General features: G+C 67.2%; 19 protein-coding genes and 2 pseudogenes. 12 read left to right on the top strand and 9 right to left on the bottom strand.

The genetic code is table 11. The features are described 5' to 3' along the window. Window positions 1-320 precede the first annotated feature (320 nt). A complete protein-coding gene (gene ssd, locus ACWD0Y_RS08710; RefSeq protein ID WP_450259659.1) occupies window positions 321-1442 on the top strand; it encodes a septum site-determining protein Ssd in 1122 nt (373 codons plus the stop codon). Further along, window positions 1439-2293: pseudogene (locus ACWD0Y_RS08705) on the top strand (TadA family conjugal transfer-associated ATPase); the annotation flags it as partial. The gene ssd and the pseudogene ACWD0Y_RS08705, both read left to right, overlap by 4 nt. 277 nt (window positions 2294-2570) lie before the next feature. On the opposite strand, the gene ACWD0Y_RS08700 reads toward ACWD0Y_RS08705, so the two are convergent. Together ACWD0Y_RS08700 and ACWD0Y_RS08695 are read right to left on the bottom strand one after the other, a co-directional pair. Further along, a complete protein-coding gene (locus ACWD0Y_RS08700) occupies window positions 2571-2780 on the bottom strand; it encodes a DUF397 domain-containing protein (protein ID WP_450259658.1) in 210 nt (69 codons plus the stop codon). 106 nt (window positions 2781-2886) lie between these two features. Beyond that, complete coding sequence (locus tag ACWD0Y_RS08695) at window positions 2887-3114, bottom strand: DUF7848 domain-containing protein (RefSeq protein WP_450259657.1); 228 nt, start codon at window positions 3112-3114, stop codon at window positions 2887-2889. A gap of 374 nt (window positions 3115-3488) precedes the next feature. On the opposite strand from ACWD0Y_RS08695, the gene ACWD0Y_RS08690 reads away from it, so the two are divergent. From ACWD0Y_RS08690 to ACWD0Y_RS08680, 3 genes are read left to right on the top strand one after another with little or no spacing between them, the layout of a single operon-like run. Further along, window positions 3489-3743: a hypothetical protein gene (locus tag ACWD0Y_RS08690; protein WP_450259708.1), complete on the top strand. Its 255-nt coding sequence runs from the start codon at window positions 3489-3491 to the stop codon at window positions 3741-3743. Next, window positions 3715-4230 carry a DUF6879 family protein gene (locus ACWD0Y_RS08685; RefSeq protein WP_450259656.1) on the top strand — a complete coding sequence of 172 codons (516 nt, stop codon included), beginning with the start codon at window positions 3715-3717 and terminating at the stop codon, window positions 4228-4230. Before ACWD0Y_RS08690 ends, ACWD0Y_RS08685 begins: the two co-directional genes overlap by 29 nt. A gap of 20 nt (window positions 4231-4250) precedes the next feature. After that, window positions 4251-5105, top strand: coding sequence for a helix-turn-helix domain-containing protein (locus ACWD0Y_RS08680; RefSeq protein WP_450259655.1), 855 nt, complete (start codon window positions 4251-4253; stop codon window positions 5103-5105). A 189-nt stretch (window positions 5106-5294) separates the two neighbouring features. On the opposite strand, the gene ACWD0Y_RS08675 is transcribed toward ACWD0Y_RS08680, so the two are convergent. Then, on the bottom strand, window positions 5295-5558 hold the full coding sequence (locus ACWD0Y_RS08675) for a hypothetical protein (protein ID WP_450259654.1): 264 nt from the start codon (window positions 5556-5558) through the stop codon (window positions 5295-5297). A 108-nt stretch (window positions 5559-5666) separates the two neighbouring features. On the opposite strand from ACWD0Y_RS08675, the gene ACWD0Y_RS08670 reads away from it, so the two are divergent. Next, window positions 5667-6434 carry an HNH endonuclease gene (locus ACWD0Y_RS08670; RefSeq protein WP_450259653.1) on the top strand — a complete coding sequence of 256 codons (768 nt, stop codon included), beginning with the start codon at window positions 5667-5669 and terminating at the stop codon, window positions 6432-6434. Between the two features lie 1661 nt (window positions 6435-8095). Here ACWD0Y_RS08670 and ACWD0Y_RS08665 read toward each other — a convergent pair. The 5 genes from ACWD0Y_RS08665 to ACWD0Y_RS08645 form a co-directional block, all read right to left on the bottom strand. Then, complete coding sequence (locus ACWD0Y_RS08665) at window positions 8096-8575, bottom strand: hypothetical protein (protein WP_450259652.1); 480 nt, start codon at window positions 8573-8575, stop codon at window positions 8096-8098. Then, window positions 8575-8820 (bottom strand): hypothetical protein, encoded by a 246-nt coding sequence (locus ACWD0Y_RS08660; RefSeq protein WP_450259651.1) that lies wholly within the window; start codon window positions 8818-8820, stop codon window positions 8575-8577. The genes ACWD0Y_RS08665 and ACWD0Y_RS08660 overlap by 1 nt, the downstream gene beginning before the upstream one ends. Before the next feature lie 19 nt (window positions 8821-8839). Beyond that, entirely contained in the window at window positions 8840-9088 is a 249-nt protein-coding gene (locus ACWD0Y_RS08655; protein ID WP_450259650.1) for a hypothetical protein, read from the bottom strand. Window positions 9089-9352: 264 nt separating this feature from the next. After that, a complete protein-coding gene (locus ACWD0Y_RS08650) occupies window positions 9353-10072 on the bottom strand; it encodes a hypothetical protein (RefSeq protein WP_450259649.1) in 720 nt (239 codons plus the stop codon). A 759-nt stretch (window positions 10073-10831) separates the two neighbouring features. Next, window positions 10832-12475 (bottom strand): recombinase family protein, encoded by a 1644-nt coding sequence (locus tag ACWD0Y_RS08645; RefSeq protein WP_450259648.1) that lies wholly within the window; start codon window positions 12473-12475, stop codon window positions 10832-10834. 52 nt (window positions 12476-12527) lie between these two features. On the opposite strand from ACWD0Y_RS08645, the pseudogene ACWD0Y_RS08640 reads away from it, so the two are divergent. The 6 genes and pseudogenes from ACWD0Y_RS08640 to ACWD0Y_RS08615 form a co-directional block, all read left to right on the top strand. Then, window positions 12528-12836 (top strand): annotated as a pseudogene (locus tag ACWD0Y_RS08640) (TadA family conjugal transfer-associated ATPase); the annotation flags it as partial. Between the two features lie 41 nt (window positions 12837-12877). Beyond that, on the top strand, window positions 12878-13705 hold the full coding sequence (locus ACWD0Y_RS08635) for a type II secretion system F family protein (protein WP_450259707.1): 828 nt from the start codon (window positions 12878-12880) through the stop codon (window positions 13703-13705). Beyond that, window positions 13702-14514 carry a type II secretion system F family protein gene (locus ACWD0Y_RS08630; RefSeq protein WP_450259647.1) on the top strand — a complete coding sequence of 271 codons (813 nt, stop codon included), beginning with the start codon at window positions 13702-13704 and terminating at the stop codon, window positions 14512-14514. Before ACWD0Y_RS08635 ends, ACWD0Y_RS08630 begins: the two co-directional genes overlap by 4 nt. Before the next feature lie 14 nt (window positions 14515-14528). Further along, on the top strand, window positions 14529-14741 hold the full coding sequence (locus ACWD0Y_RS08625) for a DUF4244 domain-containing protein (RefSeq protein ID WP_093803408.1): 213 nt from the start codon (window positions 14529-14531) through the stop codon (window positions 14739-14741). Next, on the top strand, window positions 14728-15099 hold the full coding sequence (locus tag ACWD0Y_RS08620; RefSeq protein WP_093799813.1) for a TadE family type IV pilus minor pilin: 372 nt from the start codon (window positions 14728-14730) through the stop codon (window positions 15097-15099). The genes ACWD0Y_RS08625 and ACWD0Y_RS08620 overlap by 14 nt, the downstream gene beginning before the upstream one ends. Further along, a complete protein-coding gene (locus tag ACWD0Y_RS08615) occupies window positions 15096-15569 on the top strand; it encodes an Rv3654c family TadE-like protein (RefSeq protein ID WP_450259646.1) in 474 nt (157 codons plus the stop codon). Before ACWD0Y_RS08620 ends, ACWD0Y_RS08615 begins: the two co-directional genes overlap by 4 nt. Here ACWD0Y_RS08615 and ACWD0Y_RS08610 read toward each other — a convergent pair. After that, window positions 15457-18009 carry a DEAD/DEAH box helicase gene (locus ACWD0Y_RS08610; RefSeq protein ID WP_450259645.1) on the bottom strand — a complete coding sequence of 851 codons (2553 nt, stop codon included), beginning with the start codon at window positions 18007-18009 and terminating at the stop codon, window positions 15457-15459. The genes ACWD0Y_RS08615 and ACWD0Y_RS08610 overlap by 113 nt on opposite strands. Between the last annotated feature and the right edge of the window lie 21 nt (window positions 18010-18030).

Genomic DNA, 18030 nt, shown 5'->3' with positions numbered 1-18030 from the left:
GTCGGCCGTGGAGACGACCCCCGTTCTCCCCCCCGACGGGGGTCGTCGCATGTCCGGACGCGTTTTCGCCACCCGAATCCGATCATTTCTCCCCCTCCGGACCGCCTCGGCGTCTGTCTCCTGCTCATGAGACTCGTGACACTGCGTAACGGTTCCGCCGCTCTCCGGAAGTCACTGGTATAGGTGAGCGGGATATTCACAACCGACGGGTTGTCCCCAGTTTTTTAGCAAGATCCACACGATTTTCCAGATCCCCGCACGGTGATTCCGTCCACGAAGTTCGCGGACCGAAGGAATCGCAGTGAGAGGGGGCGGAGATCGTGGCCGGATCCATCACACCCGACCGACCGCCGGCCGCCGGAGTGCGGCAGGGCGGACCGCTGATCGTCACCGAGGACGCCGACCTGCTCGACGATCTGCTGCGGCTGTGTGCCGCGGCCGGCGTCGAACCGGAAGTCCACCACGCGGTGCCCGAGCGCAGAGGCACCTGGGAGAGCGCGCCGCTGATCCTGGTGGGCGACGACGCCGCCGAACGGGTGCGCGGGGCGGTGCTCGGGCGTGGCGGTGCGCGCAGAAGCGGCGTGCTGCTCGTGGGCAAGGACCAGGACGACCCCGGAGTGTGGCGGCGGGCGGTGGAGATCGGCGCCGACCATGTGCTGCGGCTGCCCGACGCCGAGAGCTGGCTCGTCGAGCGCATCGCCGATGTGGCGGAGGGCGTGGGGCGCCAGGCCCTGACCGTGGGGGTGCTCGGCGGACGGGGCGGGGCAGGGGCTTCGACCCTGGCGTGCGCGCTGGCGGTGGCCGCCGCCCGGACGGGCCGGCGCACGATGCTCATCGACGGTGACCCACTGGGCGGCGGGCTCGACGTACTGCTCGGCGGGGAGGCCACGGAAGGCATGCGGTGGCCGGATTTCGCCGAATCCAGGGGACGGGTCGGCAGCGGCGCGCTCGAGGAATCGCTGCCGGAACTGCATGCGCTGCGTGTGCTGAGCTGGGACCGGGGCGACCGTGTGGTGATCCCGCCGGAAGCGATGCGCGCGGTGCTGGCCGCCGCGCGACGGCGTGGCGGGGTGGTGGTGGTGGACCTGCCGCGCCGGGTCGACGAGGCCGTGGCGGAGGCCCTGGCCCAGCTGGATCTCGGACTGCTGGTGGTGCCGGCCGAGCTGCGGGCCGTCGCGGCGGCGAGCCGGGTGGCGTCGACGGCCGGCATGGTGCTGAGGGACCTGCGGGCGGTGGTGCGCGGGCCGTACGCCGCAGGTCTGGACGAGGAGTCGGTGGCGAGGCTGCTGGGGCTTCCGCTGGCCGGTGAGCTGCCGGTGGAGCCGGGACTGCTGGAGGCGCAGGCGTGCGGAACGCCGCCGGGCGGCAGCGCGCGCGGACCACTGGCCCGCTTCTGCACGGCCTTCTGGGAGCAGGCGCTCGCCGGGGGCGGTGTCTCATGAGCGCGGGAATGCTGGACGCCGTGAGGCAGCGGCTCGCGGAGAGCGGCGCCGAACCGACGCCGGCCCGGGTGGCGGCCGCGCTGCGGGCCCAGGGGCGGCTGCTGGGTGACGCGGAGGTGCTGGGAGCTGCCGAGGAGTTGCGGTGCGAGCTGGTGGGGACGGGGCCCCTGGAGCCGCTGCTCGCCGATCCCTCGGTGACGGACGTGCTGGTGTCCGCGCCCGACCGGGTGTGGGTGGACCGGGGAGGCGGGCTCGAGCTCACCGGCGTCTCCTTCGCCGACGCGGCGGCGGTGCGCAGGCTTGCGCAGCGGCTCGCGGCGGTGGCGGGGCGCCGGCTCGACGACGCGAGGCCGTGGGTGGACGCCAGGCTGCCCGACGGGACACGGATGCACGCGGTCCTGCCACCGGTGGCGGTCGGATCCACGTGCCTGTCGCTGCGAGTGGTGCGGCCCAAGGCGTTCTCACCGGCGGAGCTGGTCGAAGCGGGGACGGTGCCGCCCGGCGGCGACCGGGTGCTGCGAGCGCTCGTCGAGGCCCGGCTCTCGTTCCTGATCAGCGGAGGCACGGGCACGGGGAAGACCACGCTCCTGTCGACTCTCCTCGGCCTGGTCGGGGAGCGGGAGCGGATCGTGCTGGCCGAGGATTCGGCGGAGCTGAGGCCCGATCATCCGCATGTGGTGCGCCTGGAGTCGCGGCCAGCGAACCAGGAGGGCGCCGGACAGGTCACGCTGCAGGACCTCGTGCGACAGGCACTGCGGATGCGGCCCGACCGGCTGGTGGTCGGCGAGGTGCGCGGCGCCGAGGTCACCGAACTCCTGGCCGCGCTCAACACCGGACACGAGGGCGGGTGTTTGGTCAAATCATGCACGTAGAGAGGGGCAGCAGCAAGCCCCGCCCATGCGCCACGGGGGCAGCGCACAGACGGGGCCGTTGCGGGCAGTCCCGCTCAGTGCTCGCGTGGCCGGACAGGGGTGCGGGTGGATGCATTGCGCCACCACCACAAGCCCCGGCAGGCTGGCAGCGTGAGCCCGAAGAAAGCGCCGCACCGCGCGCACCATGGCAACCCGCTCTCCGGGTCTGTGGGGCCCTCGGAGGCACATCGGGGGCACTTCTTCACGGGACCTGCTCTCAGGCGCTCAGATCGAACTCTCCGGCCTTTACAGCGTCCGTGAGCGTCGTCCACTGGTCCGCCGTCATGGTGACGATGGTGTCGGGTCGCTCGCTGTCCCGCAACGCCACGACGCCGGGCACGTTCACGGCCACCTGCGGGCAGTTGTCTACCCGTGCGTCACGGCAGGCTGCCGCAGCGGCGAACTCGAATTCGGGTACTGAGGTCATGGTGCCTATCCCTTCGCTGCACGTGTGGGGAGTCGGTCCCCACACCGTATTGCGACCCGCCCCGGTCGCTCGACCTGTCCAGGGTTTCCACCACCGGGGCGGGCGTCTAGTCGGCGCGGATCACCTTCGCGTGATCGGTGCACACTCGCCGGAAGAGGTCATGACCCGTCCGGCCGGTATGGCTAAGGCACCAATCCTGCGCCGCGTCTTGCTGATCCTGGGGGCCTGACTCAGCGGTGCATTCGAAGGCAGCACAGAAGGCTTCGTAAGCGACTCCGCCTTCCGGAGCGTGCCTGATGGTGTGCGCCACGAAGCGCATCACCGCGCGGCTCATGACCCTGCCCCGTGCGCGTGGGATCGGATCTCCACGTTGAGATCGGAGACGCGAGAAAAGTCTCCCTGGGCGCGGGCTTCTCTGCGCTGAGCCTCCAACGCTGAGCACACATCGCAACCAGCCGTAGGCGCTGGGCCGGGCTCCAGTCGTAGCGGAAGTTCAACCGGCGCACTCGGGTAGGTCCTCGGCTTGCTCACGTCCAACCCCCTGTCATCCCTCATCAGATGAGCAGTCAACGACCGGGAAAGCACTCGGCTCCACCAACTTGCATGGACTTGCACGCCAAGTACATTGCAGGCGGCCTTGACCGGGAACTCCACGGCGGGAGGATGGCTGTGCAAGTCGAAGCAAACCGCACACTGACGGAGGCTGACATGGCGCTACGGTTCGTCGGGATCGACCCGAACACCGATCTTGAACACTGCCCCACTGTCTGGGCTGACGAACAGTCAGGCGAACTTGTCATCCAGGGCTGGAAGGCAAGCCCCGACCTTCGGACAGCCTGTGAGGCAAACACACCGGCTAACGGACCGATCCCGGACAGCGAAGAGGTCATCAGGGTTCCGGCGCGCATGGTGCCGATGATCAGGGAAGCGTGCGATGCCGTCGAGCGTTCCGCCGTTCAGTAAACTATTGGCCGACACACGTGGATCCGCTGTCCATTTGGAACTGCGGGACGACTACGGCAGCAACCCCCGGCTAGAAGCCTGGCAGCGTGGGGAGCGTGTTGACTGGGATGACCGTGAATCCTGGTGGCATCCGTTTCACCAAACCATTGCAGACGCCGTTTCCCGTGGCGTAGTCATCCGACGTGCCCGCATCATCTCGGAGCCCGTCAGCGAATACATCCGCTGGGAGCACTACGCGACACAGGCCAACGCCATTGCTGGCGAAGAGGTGCGCTGGTTGCCGCGTAGTCAGGCAGACGGCTTCCTGGTGCCCGCCAATGACTTCTGGCTGTTCGACGGAAAGCTACTCCGAATCCATCACTTTGCAGGAAACGGGAACCACGTCACGGATGAACTCACCGCTGATGCCGCGACGCTGAAACTGTGCGCCACGGCGTTTGAGGAGATCTGGCAGCGAGCTATCCCACACAGCGAATACACCATCTAGCACCAACGGACAGCTAACTCATGTCGTCGTCTCCTTCGTCCCGCGCCCAAGAGGCAAGGGAAGCCATATCCGGTCGTCTGCGCGAAATGCGGCTAGATGCGGGGATCACGGCGCGTGAGTTGGCTGTTCGGTGCGGGTGGAGTGAGTCAAAGTCGTCACGCATCGAGCACGCGAAGACACCTCCCAGTGATGCCGATATCCGGTCTTGGTGCACGGCGTGCAATGCTCCGGGGCAGGCGGATGACCTTATCGCTGCCAACCGGCAGGCTGATTCCATGTACGTCCAGTGGCAGCGGCTACAGAGGACCGGTCTGAGGCGGCTACAGGAGTCGGGTATACCTCTCTATGAGAAGACACGGCAATTCCATGTCTACTGCTCCAATGTGGTGCCAGGGTTCTTTCAGACCCCGGGGTATGCAACGGCCCTGTTGACTTCCATTGCGAAGTTCCGAGGAACACCGGACGACGTAGCGGATGCGGTAACGGCCCGGATGAGCCGGTCACATGTGGTCCGCGAAGGTGACCACCGATTCGCCGTACTGATTGAGGAATCGGTCTTGCGGTACCGGATAGGAAGCCCCGACGTAATGGCCGCACAGCTTGGGCACCTGCTGTCCGTCATGGCGCTGCCTTCGGTCTCACTCGGTATTATCCCGTTCACAGCCTGTCGGGAATCATGGCCCCTTGAGACGTTCACCATTTTTGACGGTAAGCGCGTGCACGTCGAAACGCTGTCGGCAGCCATCAAGGAGACTCAGCCAAGTGATGTGGCGCTGTACGTCCGGGCGTTCGGAAATCTCCACGAAATTGCGTCCTATGGGGCTGACGCGCGCTCGCTGATCACATCAGCCATTGATGCGCTCCCTGCAACCTGACAGCTCATCAGAAAGACCAAAGCCCGTACCTGCCACCAGGAAGGCGAGTGAAGTGCCGGAAGTCGCCGACTTGTTCGATGGGCATCAGGCCGCATTGTTCACGACAGCGCACATAAGTGCAAAGACGCCAGTCAAGGAAAGTGCAGGTCAGAGGACCAGGCACCCTCAGCCGGCGAAAGGTGCGCATTTTCAGCCGCCAACATCGAAAGTCAGCACCCTGACAGCGGGTAACATGCAGGCATGGCGAAATGTGTCGAGTGTGCAACCGACTTCGAGATTGAAGACGCACGAAACGAGTACAGCTCTGAATTCGACGGAGAGCTGAATTATGATGAGGACTTCAGCGAAGGGGAACACTGTGGAAGTTGCGCCGCAGCGCAATCCGAATCGAACCTGAATCACGGCAATGCCATTCTCATGATGAATGGCGATGTGGACTACGACGATGATCACGTGCAGAAGTATTTGTAACTGAGCTAGAAACAGCGAAGGCCCTGTACCGGCCACCAAAAAGGCAGCGTGTACGGGGCCAACAGTCATCCATTCCTTGCGAGGTTGAAGATGGGCATCTCCGAGAAGACCCGAAAGATTTTGTGGGTCCAGGCTGGCGGCCTTTGCTCCATCTGCAAAGAGCAAGTGATCATACCTGGGACTACATCGGATGACCCTTCTGTTTTTGGCGAGGAAGCACACATCGTCGCACGCTCAGAGGGCGGCCCTCGGGCAGGAGGGCTGACAGAGGATCTGATCAACCATCACACGAACCTGATCCTCTTGTGCAGCAAGGATCACAAGCGGGTGGATGATCAGCCAAACCACTTCACTGTGGAGCGGCTCCGGCGAATCAAATCGGAACACGAAACGTGGGTGCGTTCCGTGGTGGATGCCGACGAAAGCCGCATAAGGCTGGTGCCCGATCCCATGTTTCCTCAGCCCAGGGTGCTAAAGCTAATAACGCGTGGAAACCCGCTTTGGAATATGATCAAAGAGAGTGTCACGTTCGAGTACGCCATGCCGGACGGCTTGCACGATGACGATGAAGATCTAATCATCGAATTTATGGATATGCTGAGGGACTTTCTCGATATAGCCGGGGAACTCGTAAGCGTTCGAGACAACCGTGAAGCAGAGAAGACACTTCAGCAATACATCAGCCGGCTCGCTGAGCGTGACTATCTGGTGGGCGCCTACGTTCGGCACATGCTCTTGAAGGGTGGGAGCATTGAAAGCGCGACCCCCTGGCCCATGCTGCGGGTTGAAGTGCAAACGTCTGCATCGGCGGTGGTGGCAGACGAGAGTGGCACTGCCTATCCACATCAGGATCGCTAGAGGACTATCCAAGCCTTCAATCCGGTCGGGCGGATGAGCGCATCAAAACAATGCACAGCCGCATTAGGCCGTACCTCAAGAACCACGCCGCTCGTGACTTTTTCGAGCGGGCCCGACTGGTCAGTCCTCCGAATCTCCTGCCTCGCTGAGCCGGGGCCTACCTCTGGCAGGAAGATCACCCAGCGTGGCCAGGATTCCGGTCGGCGAGAGCCCTAGGAATCAGGACACACCGCCACACTGCAGACCGCCACGCCGATGCCGGATCACCCAGAGTGCCCAGAACGACGAAAGGCCCGACACCTCCCGCCAGTCAGCGAGGAAGGGCCGGGCCTTTTCGTATGCGTGCAAGATGCGAAGGGGTACTAGAAGCGAGATACTTGCTTCACACGCCCGCCTTAACGGGAGGCATCCATGGGAATTCGCACCGTGGTCTCAATGACCGTGCGTAACGACGTCCTGGAGGAAGCGCGCCTCGCTCTGTGGAGCCTGGTAACCGGTCCTGTCGGCCCTGTAGAGGTCTACCGCTCAACGGCACCGGACGCCACCACAACAGTCGTAACCTCGCTTCCTGGTGACGCTCGCGAGTCCGTAGAAGAGCAGTTGAAGCCGCTAACTGCGCTGCCGTATCACGTGGAGCTCGTAGAGGACGATCTCTAGGGCATCCCGCAGAAACGGCCTAATCAGCCATCGTAGGTTTTTGCCTCCCTGCCGCTCAGTGTGAGAGGCGGAGGGGGGTACCCCGCCACCCCCTACCCGCTGAGCGGGAGGGAGCGGGAGAACCACGCCCGCAACTAGACCAATTTGCGCGTGGCATTCGATCGGTGCTCAGCGGCAAACCCGCCCGGCTGATTCTTCGCCGTCTCCTTGTTGTGGCAAGGCACACACAATGGCCTCAAGTGCTTAGGTGCATCGGGCTTTGGCTCGCCCCTTGCGATCAACTCGCGTCGACTCAAAGGCCAATGGTCAGCAACGTTGCCGAGCCGACCGCACAAGACACACCAGGGATTACGGTAGAGGAACGCTTTCCGAATGCGTTGCCAGCGAACATCATAGCCACCCTTTCGGGCATTGCTACCGCGTTGCTCCTCGCGCTGCTTTCGGTGGTCGTCGCACGCCCCACCACTGGTCAGCTCAGGACACCCAGGCTGAGGGCAAGGGACACGGGGCTTACGGGGCATGGGGGTCCTTTAACTAGAGAGGGGCCCCAGCGCTACCCGTGGGGGGAGGTAGCACCGGGGCCGGGGTGTCAGGCTGCCCGCATACGGGCTTTCAGGTTGTCACTACAGGGCAGGCAGACGGCCACCATGTAGTAGCCCAACATGTGCTCGGGAATTCCTCTTAGCCGTAGTTCTGCGCGACTCCGTGGAAAGTGGATGTGGGCTTGAGATTCCCTGTCTCCGCACCGCCAGCACCACGGATATTCGCGCCGTCTCACGGCTGCTTGACCGGCACCACGATGGGGTTACCGGCAGCATCGCGGGGTGTCTGGTCGAAGCCAACTCGTTTGCCAGACACCGCCGTTGTCCACGTGACGCCACGCCGCACCACAGTGCCCGTGTAGCCAACCGGGGCGAGGTCTGCCCACGCGGGCGAGCCGTCTGCAAATCGGGGGAAGTGGGGGTAGTCGCCATTTGGGCCAGGGTCGAGAGCATCGGAGACCATTAGTCACCCTCGCTGACTAGCCACTTGGAACCGAGTTCGTCCGCTAGGTCGGCAGCGTGCATGTTTGCTGCGCCGCTAACCGCGTCCTCTAGCCGGTCGGCAATCATCATGTCTCGGTGGCTAAGTTCCATTGCGAAAATGGCACTCGGGTGCTCGCCGTGCACCCGGAAATAGGCATCTCGGGCGTGCTGCCGAATGACGTTGCGCTTACCGCGCGCAGTCCAATGCGTCGCAATGACCTGCACCGGGTCTGCGCCCTCGTAGACGGCCACGGATGCGGACTGAGAAGCGGCCTCCATCAGTTGGGTGTCTAGTGCCTCCCACTGCTTAAGGAATTCCTCGTCTAGTGCTCGCTGCTTCTCGGCGCGCTCAGCGGCGATCTGAGCGGCCTTCTCGGCTTCCTGGTCCTCTAGCTTGGCTAGCTCCTCGGCAGCCTTCTGCGCGGCCTCACGAGCCTTCTGTAGCTTGTCGATCGCCATTACTTGGCACCCCCCGTCACGTCAATGCCGTGTGCCTTCGCAGCGGCCTTACTTGCCGAATAGTAGGCCGTCGTGGTCTTTAGCGCTGGAGAGAGCGAGTCGAAAGCGGCGGGGTCGTTTGCCTTCATTGCTAGTAGGGCCTCGCCCTGCTGGCTGTAGGCGAAGTTATCCGCCTTGCTCCGCTCGATGCGAGCGGCAACCTCTGGAGTGAATCCGCTGCTGGTTAGTCGGCTGTTCTCGTACATGTATGTCTCCTCTTGCTGATCAGTTAATTAGGGCGAGGCCGTGGACGACCTTTACGCCGCGCACCATGGTTCGTCTGTAACCGGCGTGGTCGAGAATGCGGTTCATCGCGCCGATTGGAACAGTCGGGCGGTTGTTGCGGACGAGCCAGCGCCACACTGCAACGCCTAGTCGTTGACGGCCTACATGTCTTCCGGGCGCATCGGTTGTGATTTCTCGAAGGGCGTCATAAACGCCCGGCAGATAGTGCCAGTCTTCATCGAGCATCATTTATGACCCCCTCGGGCCGGCTGGAGCCTGGGATATTTGCTGTCTCGGCATCCCCATGCGTCACGGCGAGGCCGCCTCTCGGTCAATCGCTTCCCGCAGTTCCTGTCCCGAACGGGCAATATCCTGAAAGGCGCGAAAAACGGCTTCTCGTTCACCGGGGTTGCGGGGAACAATGCAGTGGTCTGCCAGCATGCCTAGGGCCTGGTCGATTCCGTCAGGGGTTACGTAACTCATGTCTTCTCCGGTATCGCGTTAGAGGATGGGCTACTTCGGATCGCTTTGGGTGTTAAGGCTCACACCGAACAGCGTGATTCCCTTAGAGGTCTTCTGGCTGAGGGCACCGCGAGATTCCATAGCTCGATAGAACGAGTTCCGGCGCATACGAACAGGTGCGGGGATGTTCTGCCCAGCGCACCATTCCTCATACGCCTTGAAAGCAACTGAGCCGAGCACTCGCGAAGTAATGCCAGCCTCTGAGAGCACGCCGGGGAAGAAGCCTTCCATGTGGCCGTGCAGCTTCAAGAGCTTTACCGCTTCGCGTGCGCTCTTGGCAGCGATCTTGGCTCGAATGCGCGCCTGCCGAATGTCGGCCTGGGCTAGCTGCTCGTCAACCTGTGCGTTGCGTGCCATTTCGTGGACGTCGAACATCGCGGCGCGGAGTCGCGCTTGTACCGCCCTTTTCTCGTCCGTCTCACGCTCCCATGCGAGCTGCTTTAGCCGGGAAACCTCGGCAGCGAGGCCGGAAAGTCCCACCCGACGGTATGTGGCATCAAAGGTGCGGTGGTCCCTCCGGCACAGCGGAATGTAGTGCGCCGTGTTCTCGCTCCACACGTATCCGTCTTCCTCGCGCTGCCGGGGGTCGTTCCAGTCGTAAGCCCATTCGGCGGCGTCGCATCCACACCACGCACAGGCATGGTGAACGGCCTTGCCGTGGCACTCCGCCACTAGCCGGTGCCAAGTCTGATACTCAGCGAGTGCAGTCATTCGAGGTCTCCAAGGTGATGCCGAGAAAGCAGAAAGGCCCCTATCCGGGCTCAGCGCATCGGGGCATCACTACCGATGGGCGAGCAGCCGAATAGGGGCTGTCTGGCGCGATATCAACCGTCGCGCGGCGGGGCTCATTCAGCGGACTGAGGTGATGCCGTCCGCGCCGGTTTCCCCGACACTCTCTCTAGAGCGCAAGCGTTACCGACAATTGGGAGCGGATCGGACATTCTCAAAATTCCTTTACCCCATCGTTACCGGAAGCGCTGCGGGGTGGCCGGGGTGGAGGCATGACGAAGAAACGTCATTCTTGTTTTCCCAATAGAAGTTCTTATGAGATATCTAATGATCTTGGTAAATCGTCAACTCATCAGAAAGTGCAGGTCAGAGCCTCGTTCGCCTCGCCGTTCGCTCGCTGAGTCGTCATGTCCCGTCACTGTTCCCGCGATGCCGCCCCATGTGTCCGGCCCGGTGACGCGTCGCTGGTCGATCCGTCGCGCCCGTAAACGGACGTGTGCGGCCACGGAAGGGCCCCGCCGGGGCTTCAGAGTTCGCCCCGGGGGCTCTTTCGGCCCCTCGGTGGGCACCAGTTGCCTTGCGGGCCCATGCGGAGCCGACCGGCTTCCTGCCGGTGGCCAGGGGGCAGTAACTGAAAAGCAACTGCCCTACCTCGAAGCCCTGTACGCCCGCCTGAGGGCATGAAAAAGCCCCGCCCGACCACGATGGCCGAACGGGGCTCTCGGGGGCTTGCGGGGGCGGCTAGGCGGCTTCTGCGGTTAGGTGTCGGGTGTGACCCGCCTCGGCAGTTCCTATCGACTGCTCGCATTCGTCCGCAGCGATAGCGACTAGTTCCGCTGCCGCAGGATTGTTCCGGAACCAAACTGGGCCCTCGAATACAACACTCGCACGGCTCTCGCTGAAACGGCGTTCAGCTCCCTTTGGCAGTGGGGTCACGGTTGCCACTGCCCCGAAGTCGTGGAGCATGGTGTTCCGTCCCTCGGTATCCCGTGCGGCCCACTCCTCGGCAATGGTCCGCCCCGTGCGAACCCATTCCGTCCGGGTGGGAACGGCATCTGCCAGTAGCAGCGTCTCTAGCTTCGCTTCAAGCGCGGATATCTGCCCGATGACGGTTTGAGCAGCACGGCCCCCGGCGGGCAGCGCGGCAAGGTTTCCGCTCAGGTTGTCTAGAGCCTCTTCGGTCTCCAGAATTTCGCGGCTCACGTCCTGACCCCCGGTAGATACCTCGGTCAGAAGGGGGAATCGGCCAAAGCGCATGAGGAATTCGGCTTCTACCTGACCTTCAAGACCGCTGGCTTGAATGATGTTGGACGCATGCGCGCTGTGCTTGCCGACGCCGTTGGGGCACACGTATGTCGAGTAGTCCTTTCCCTCCACGGCGCGTTGCTGGTGGTACATGGGCCGGGAGGATTCGGCGGAGTCAGCGCCATGGTTGGCATCGACGCACTCGGAGCACGCGGCTACGTGCAACAACAGCGCCTTACCGGTGCGGGTCTTACCACGGCCGACAGAGCGTCGGTCGATGACCTCACGCACCGTGGTCCATGTGTCCGCGTCCAAGAGTTCCGGGCCGACGCGGTGCGGCTCACCCTTTGCGTCCAGCACGGGAACAAGGTTCAGCGCGGAGCGAGGCTTGCCGGAGGCCGCCTGACACAGCCATCCGCGAGCGGCCGGGGTGATGAGCACGTCCCGCAGAGTGGTAGTGCTCCACTGGGTCCCGCGCGTCTCTCGGCCGTTCCGCTTCCGGGCGTGGTCAGCGGGGGAGAGCACCGCACGGACGTTGAGATCCCGCACAAGGCCGGTCAGCGATGCCCCGTGTTTGATCAGTTTCTCGGCGCAGTCACGGACGACGGCCGCCGCTTCCGCATCTATGTCGAGATAGGTTCCGCCGTCCCGCTTGATCAGCTTGTATCCGTACGGGGCAGCGCCACCAAGCCAGCGGCCAACGGTGCGAAGGTGCTTCTTCGACGCGGTGATGCGCGCCTTGATCACGTCGCGTTCGTACTCCGCGAAGCTGGACAGCAGGTTGACCATGAACCGTGACGTGTCGGGGTTGAGTGCCCCATCGGCGGTTACCAAGGTTGTGTTGCAGCCGTCGGCAGCGCGGAGCAAGCGGGAGAACTCCAGAACGCTGCGCGCGTACCGGTCCAGCTTGGCCGCAATTACGAAGTCGGCTTCACCCAGCGCGGCGAGGACACGAGCCATGCCCTTGCGGTTCTCAAGGCGGGATGCGCCGGACACGTCCACGTCTTCAGCGATGAACAGCACGCGCCACCCGTTGCGGTTGGCGTACTCCTCGCAGGCTGCGGTTTGGCTTGCGACGGAGGTAGACGCGTCACTGTCCCGGCTGAGGCGGACATAGATGACGCAGGTGGGCTTTCTCATGGGAACCCCTGGAGCGCAACGGTTACCCCACCGCGTGAACGGCTAGGCGAAACACCCGGGCGGATGCGGGACCGTCCACGCCAATGCGGCCACGGACGTCCCGGCGCGGCTCGAGGCGCTCGGCTCGGCCGCGGGACTCGACCGGGCGGCGCTGCACAGCCAGCTGGCGGCGGCCCTGTCGGTGGTGATCCATCTCGCGCGCGGCCGGGGCGGGCTGCGACGGGTCGCCGAGGTCCATGTGCTGGAGCGGGACGCGGCGGGGCTCGTGGTGACCGTACCGGCGCTGCGGTGGGGTGCGCAGGCCTTCTCGTACGAGCGCGGCTGGCCCCGGCTGCGTGAGCTGACCGGGAGCGCGCTGTGACGGGGACCGGAGCGGGAGCGGTACCGGTGTATGCGGCGGTGATGTGCGCGGGAGCGGCTGCCTGGCTGCTGGCCGGGCACGACCGGGACCTGCGGCGGGCACGGTTGATGCTCGCGGGCGAAGCGGTGGATCCGGAGGGCACGGGCGCGCTGTGGGAGCGGTTGGCGGCGCCGGTGCGGGGGCGGCTGCGGCGGGAGTGGCTGTGCGTGCCGGTGGCGGTGCTCGTGGCCGTACTGGGCGAGTCGGTACTGCCGTTGGCCGCGGGAGCGGTGGCGGTGCCGTTGGTGGGACACCGGCTGCGGGCCGGGGAGCGGCGCCGGGAGCGGGAGAGGCGGGCGGAGGCGGTCATCGTGCTGTGCGGGGCGGTGGCGGGCGAGCTGCGGGCGGGCAGGCAGCCGGGGCAGGCGCTGTTCGCGGCCGCCGCGGGCACCGACGGCCTGGGCGGGGCGGAGGCCGACGTGATGGCGGCGGCGCGGTTCGGCGGAGACGTACCGGACGCGCTGAGGAGAGCGGCCCGGGAGCCGGGGGCGGAGGGGCTTGCCGGGGTCGCCGCGTGCTGGCGGGTGGCGGTGGACGGCGGCGCCGGTCTCGCGGCCGGGCTCGACCGGCTGGAGGGCGCGCTGCGGGCCGAGCGGGACCAGCGGGAGAACCTCCGGGCGCAGCTGACGGGCGCCTGGGCGACGGTGGCGCTTCTGGCGCTGCTTCCGGTGGCGGGGCTGCTCATCGGCAGCGCGCTGGGGGCCGGACCGCTGCGGGTGCTGCTGCACACCCCGGCCGGAATGGGGTGCCTGCTGGTCGGCGGGCTGTTGGAGGGCGCGGGTCTCTTCTGGGCCCGGCGGATCGTACGGCAGGGGGAGGGCTCGTGTTGAGCGGGGAGGTTGTCCACAGGCTGGGGGTGGTGGTGTCGGCCACGGCCACCGCGGTGTGGCTGGTGCTCGCGCTGGCCGGACGGCGGCGGGAGCGGTTGCTGCGCAGGCGGCTGGCGGTGCTGCTGGCCGTGGAGGCGGCAGGGGTGACCGGGGCGGGCTTCGAGCGGTGGCGGTGGCGGTGGCGGTGGTGGCGACGGTGGCGGCCCGAGTACGGGGCGTGGGCACTGCGCTGGGGACCCCCTCTGGGGGCCGTGGTCACCGGCTATGTGCTGGTCGGCGGCGTGAGCGGGTGCGCGGTCGGGGCGGTCGCGGCGTACGGGGCCGTGCGATGGGGGCGCGGGCGCAAGCCGCGTGAGGAGGGCCCCGTCGACACGCGCCAGCTTCCGCTCGCCGCCGACCTCCTGGCGGCCTGCGTTTCCGCGGGCGCCGGGCCGCGCGAGGCGGCGGAGGCGGTCGGGGACTCGCTCGGTGGGCCGGTGGGTGAGCGGCTGGCGCGGACGGCCGCCGAACTGCGGCTCGGGGGCGAACCAGCGGACGCGTGGGGCCGGCTGGGCGCGATACCTGGCGCCGCGGGGCTGGCCCGCTGTCTGGAACGGGCGGGTGCCACCGGGGCTCCGGCGGCCGATCCCGTGTCCCGGCTGGCCGAGGGGCTCAGGACGGAGCGGGCGCGGGAGGCGGCGGCCCGGGCCCAGCGGGCGGGCGTGCTGATGGTCGGGCCGGTCGGGCTGTGCTTTCTGCCCGCCTTCCTGGTGGTCGGAGTGGTGCCCGTGGTGATCGGACTGGCGAGCGGACTGATGAACGGCAACTGACCTTGGGGGTCGAGATGCGGGTGTGGAAGCGGATGCGGGCACAGGCGTCGGCGCTGGTGCGCAGGGCGGCCGGCGGCGGGGACGCGGGGATGACGACGTCCGAGTACGCGATGGGGACGATCGCGGCATGCGCCTTCGCGGCGGTGCTCTACAAGGTCGTCACGAGCGGCATGGTGTCGTCGGCCCTGGAAGCGGTCGTGGGGAGGGCTCTCCATGTGCCGTTCTGAGGCCGGGGGACGCGGTGACCGGGGCTATGTCACGGCGGAGGCGGCCGTGGTGGTGCCTGCCCTGGTGCTCTTCACCATGGCGCTGGTCTGGGCACTGATGGCGACTTCCGCGCAGATTCAGTGCGTGGACGCGGCGAGGGCGGGTGCCAGGGCCGCCGCGCGCCAGGAGCCGGAGGACGCCTCGGTGGCGGCGGCCCGGCAGGCGGCGCCGCGCGGGGCGCGCGTCACCCTCGGCAGGGAGGGCGATCTGGTGCGGGTGGCCGTCGAGGCACCCGCACCGGGGCCCGGCGTGCTGTCACTGACGCTGCGGGCCGAGGCGGTCGCGCAGGCCGAAGAGAGCGTGGGGGTGGTGGCATGAGCGGGAGGGGGGAAGGAGAGGGCGACCGGGGGTCGGCCACGGTGTGGGCGGTTGTGGCTGTGGCCGTGCTCGGGGTGGTGTTCGCGGGAGCGCTGGCCATGGGGCAGGCGGCCTTGGCCCGGCACCGGGCCGGTGGCGCGGCGGACCTGGCGGCCCTCGCGGCGGCGGCGCACTGGATGCGGGGTCAGACCGCCGCCTGTGATGAGGCGGCCGAGGTGGCGGCGGCTCAGCGGACGCGTCTGATCAGCTGCTCCGTGTACGGCGAGGTCTCCGACGTCACGGCGGAGGCCGGCGCCGGGCCGTACAACGCGGCGGTGAGGGCCCGGGCCGGACCCGCCGGACCCGTGGCCTCCGGACTCACTCCCCGGGCCGCTCAGCGGCAGCAGGGGACTCCGGGGGAGCAGGATGCCGCGGGGCATCCGGAGGGCCCGGAGCGGCCGACGCGGCCGGGTCGTCCGGGGCTTCCCTGAGAAGGACGGTCAGGAGGCGGACGGCAGCCCGTTTGTCGAGGGGGTCGTTGCCGTTGCCGCACTTGGGCGACTGGATGCAGGAAGGGCAGCCCGCCTCGCACTCGCAGGAGGCGATGGCCTCACGGGTGGCGGTCAACCACTGGCGGGCCGTGTGGAAGGCCCGCTCGGCGAAGCCCGCGCCGCCCGGATGGCCGTCGTACACGAAGACGGTCGGCAGCAGGGTGTCCGGATGGAGCGGGACCGAGACGCCGCCGATGTCCCACCGGTCGCAGGTGGCGAAGAGCGGGAGCATCCCGATGGAGGCGTGCTCGGCGGCGTGCAGGGCGCCGCCGAGCTGCTCCGGATTGACGCGGGCGGTGTCGAGCTGGTCCTCGGTCACCGTCCACCACACGGCGCGGGTCCGGAGCGTGCGGGCGGGGAGGTCGAGCTTGGTCTCGCCGAGCACTTCACCGGTGACGAGTTTGCGGCGGAGGAAGGAGACGACCTGGTTGGTGACCTCGACGGATCCGAAGCACAGGCGGCCTTCGCCCCAGGGGACCTCGGTGTCGGTCTCCAGGACGGAGATGGCGGTGGTGTCGCGGGCGGTGGTGGAGTACGGCGGATTCGCCTCCTCGACCAGGGCGACGGCGCCGTACGGGTCGTCCAGGTCCAGGCGCTTCACCAGGTACGTGCGGCCCTGGTGGAGGTGGACGGCGCCGTCGTGGACGGAGGTGTGGGCGGCGGACGCGTCGACCGTGCCGAGCAGCCGGCCGGTGTCCGCCTCGACGATCTGCACGGGCCGGCCGCCCTCGCCCCGGATGTCGGTGAGGTCGGCGGCCCGTTCCCGGCGGGTCCAGTACCAGGACCTGCCCCGGCGGCGGAGCAGGCCGGCGGTCTCCAGCTGCGGCATCAGCCCGGGGGCAGCGGGACCGAAGAGCTCCATGTCGGCATCGGTGAGCGGGAGCTCGGCGGCGGCGGCGCACAGGTGGGGGGCGAGGACATACGGATTGGAGGGATCGAGGACCGTGGACTCCACCGGCTGCCGGAAGAGCGCATCGGGGTGATGGACCAGGTACGTGTCCAGAGGGTCGTCCCGGGCCACGAGGATCGCCAGGGCGCCCTCGCCCGACCGCCCGGCCCGCCCCGCCTGCTGCCAGAGGGAGGCGCGGGTGCCGGGGTAGCCGGCGATGACCACGGCGCCCAGGCCCGACACGTCGACACCGAGTTCGAGTGCGGTGGTCGCGGCGAGGCCGAGGAGTTCGCCGGAGTGCAGGGCGCGTTCCAGGGCGCGGCGTTCCTCGGGGAGGTAGCCGCCGCGGTAGGCGGCGACCCGGGGCGGGAGCGAACGGTCGACGGCGGCCAGGCGGTCCTGGGCGATGAGGGCGATCAGCTCGGCGCCGCGCCGGGAGCGGACGAAAGCGACCGAGCGGACGCCCTGCACGGTCAGGCCGGTGAGGAGGTCGGCGGTCTCGGCGGTGGCGGTACGGCGTACGGGCGCACCCTTCTCGCCGTGCAGTTCGGTGAGCGGCGGCTCCCAGAGCGCGAACACCAGTTCGCCGCGCGGGGAGGCGTCGTCGGCGACCTCCTGGACGGGGAGGCCGGTGAGGCGGGCCGCGGCCACGGCGGGCTGTGCGGAGGTGGCGGAGGCGAGCAGGAAGACGGGGTTCGCGCCGTAACGGGCGCACAGGCGGCGCAGGCGCCGGAGCACCTGGGCGACGTGCGAGCCGAAGACGCCGCGGTAGGTGTGGCACTCGTCGACGACGACGTAGCGCAGGGCGCGCAGGAAGGAGGCCCAGCGGGGGTGGGAAGGAAGGATTCCGCGGTGCAGCATGTCCGGGTTGGTCAGGACGTAGTTGGCGTACTGGCGTACCCATTCGCGCTCTTCGACCGGCGTGTCGCCGTCGTAGACCGCCGGCCTGACGGCGTTGCCCAGCGGCGCGGCCAGCACCTTCACCGCACGGCGCTGGTCGGCCGCGAGGGCTTTGGTGGGGGCGAGGTAGAGGGCCGTCGTGCCACGTCCGTTCGGCGCCTCGGAGCCGTCGAGGAGGGCGGTGAGGACGGGGGCGAGATAGGCGAGCGACTTGCCGGACGCGGTACCGGTGGCGATGACGACGGAATCGCCGTCCAGGGCGTGTTCCGCGGCCTGCGCCTGGTGGGTCCACGGATGCTCGATCCCGGCGGACTGGATGGCCGCGATCACTTCCGTGCGGATGCGGTCGGGCCAGACTGCATGGGAACCCGCACGTGGGGGCAAGTGCTCCGTATGAGTGATGCGCGAGGACCGGCTCTCCCCTGCGGTGAGCCGGTCGAGGACCGTACCGGGAGAGGGGCGCGCACCCGCGTTCTCCGGAGGTCGACTGGGACGGTGATTCTTGGCCATCGGCACCGAGTGTGTCACTGGCGTGACGGACAATGCTCCCAAGGCGTCGTGCATGCATGCTGGTAAGTGATTGAATGCCATTGCGGCTGGCGTTCCGTCCTC

Source organism: Streptomyces altiplanensis, from assembly GCF_053591575.1.
This window is presented reverse-complemented; position numbering and strand designations above follow the sequence as displayed.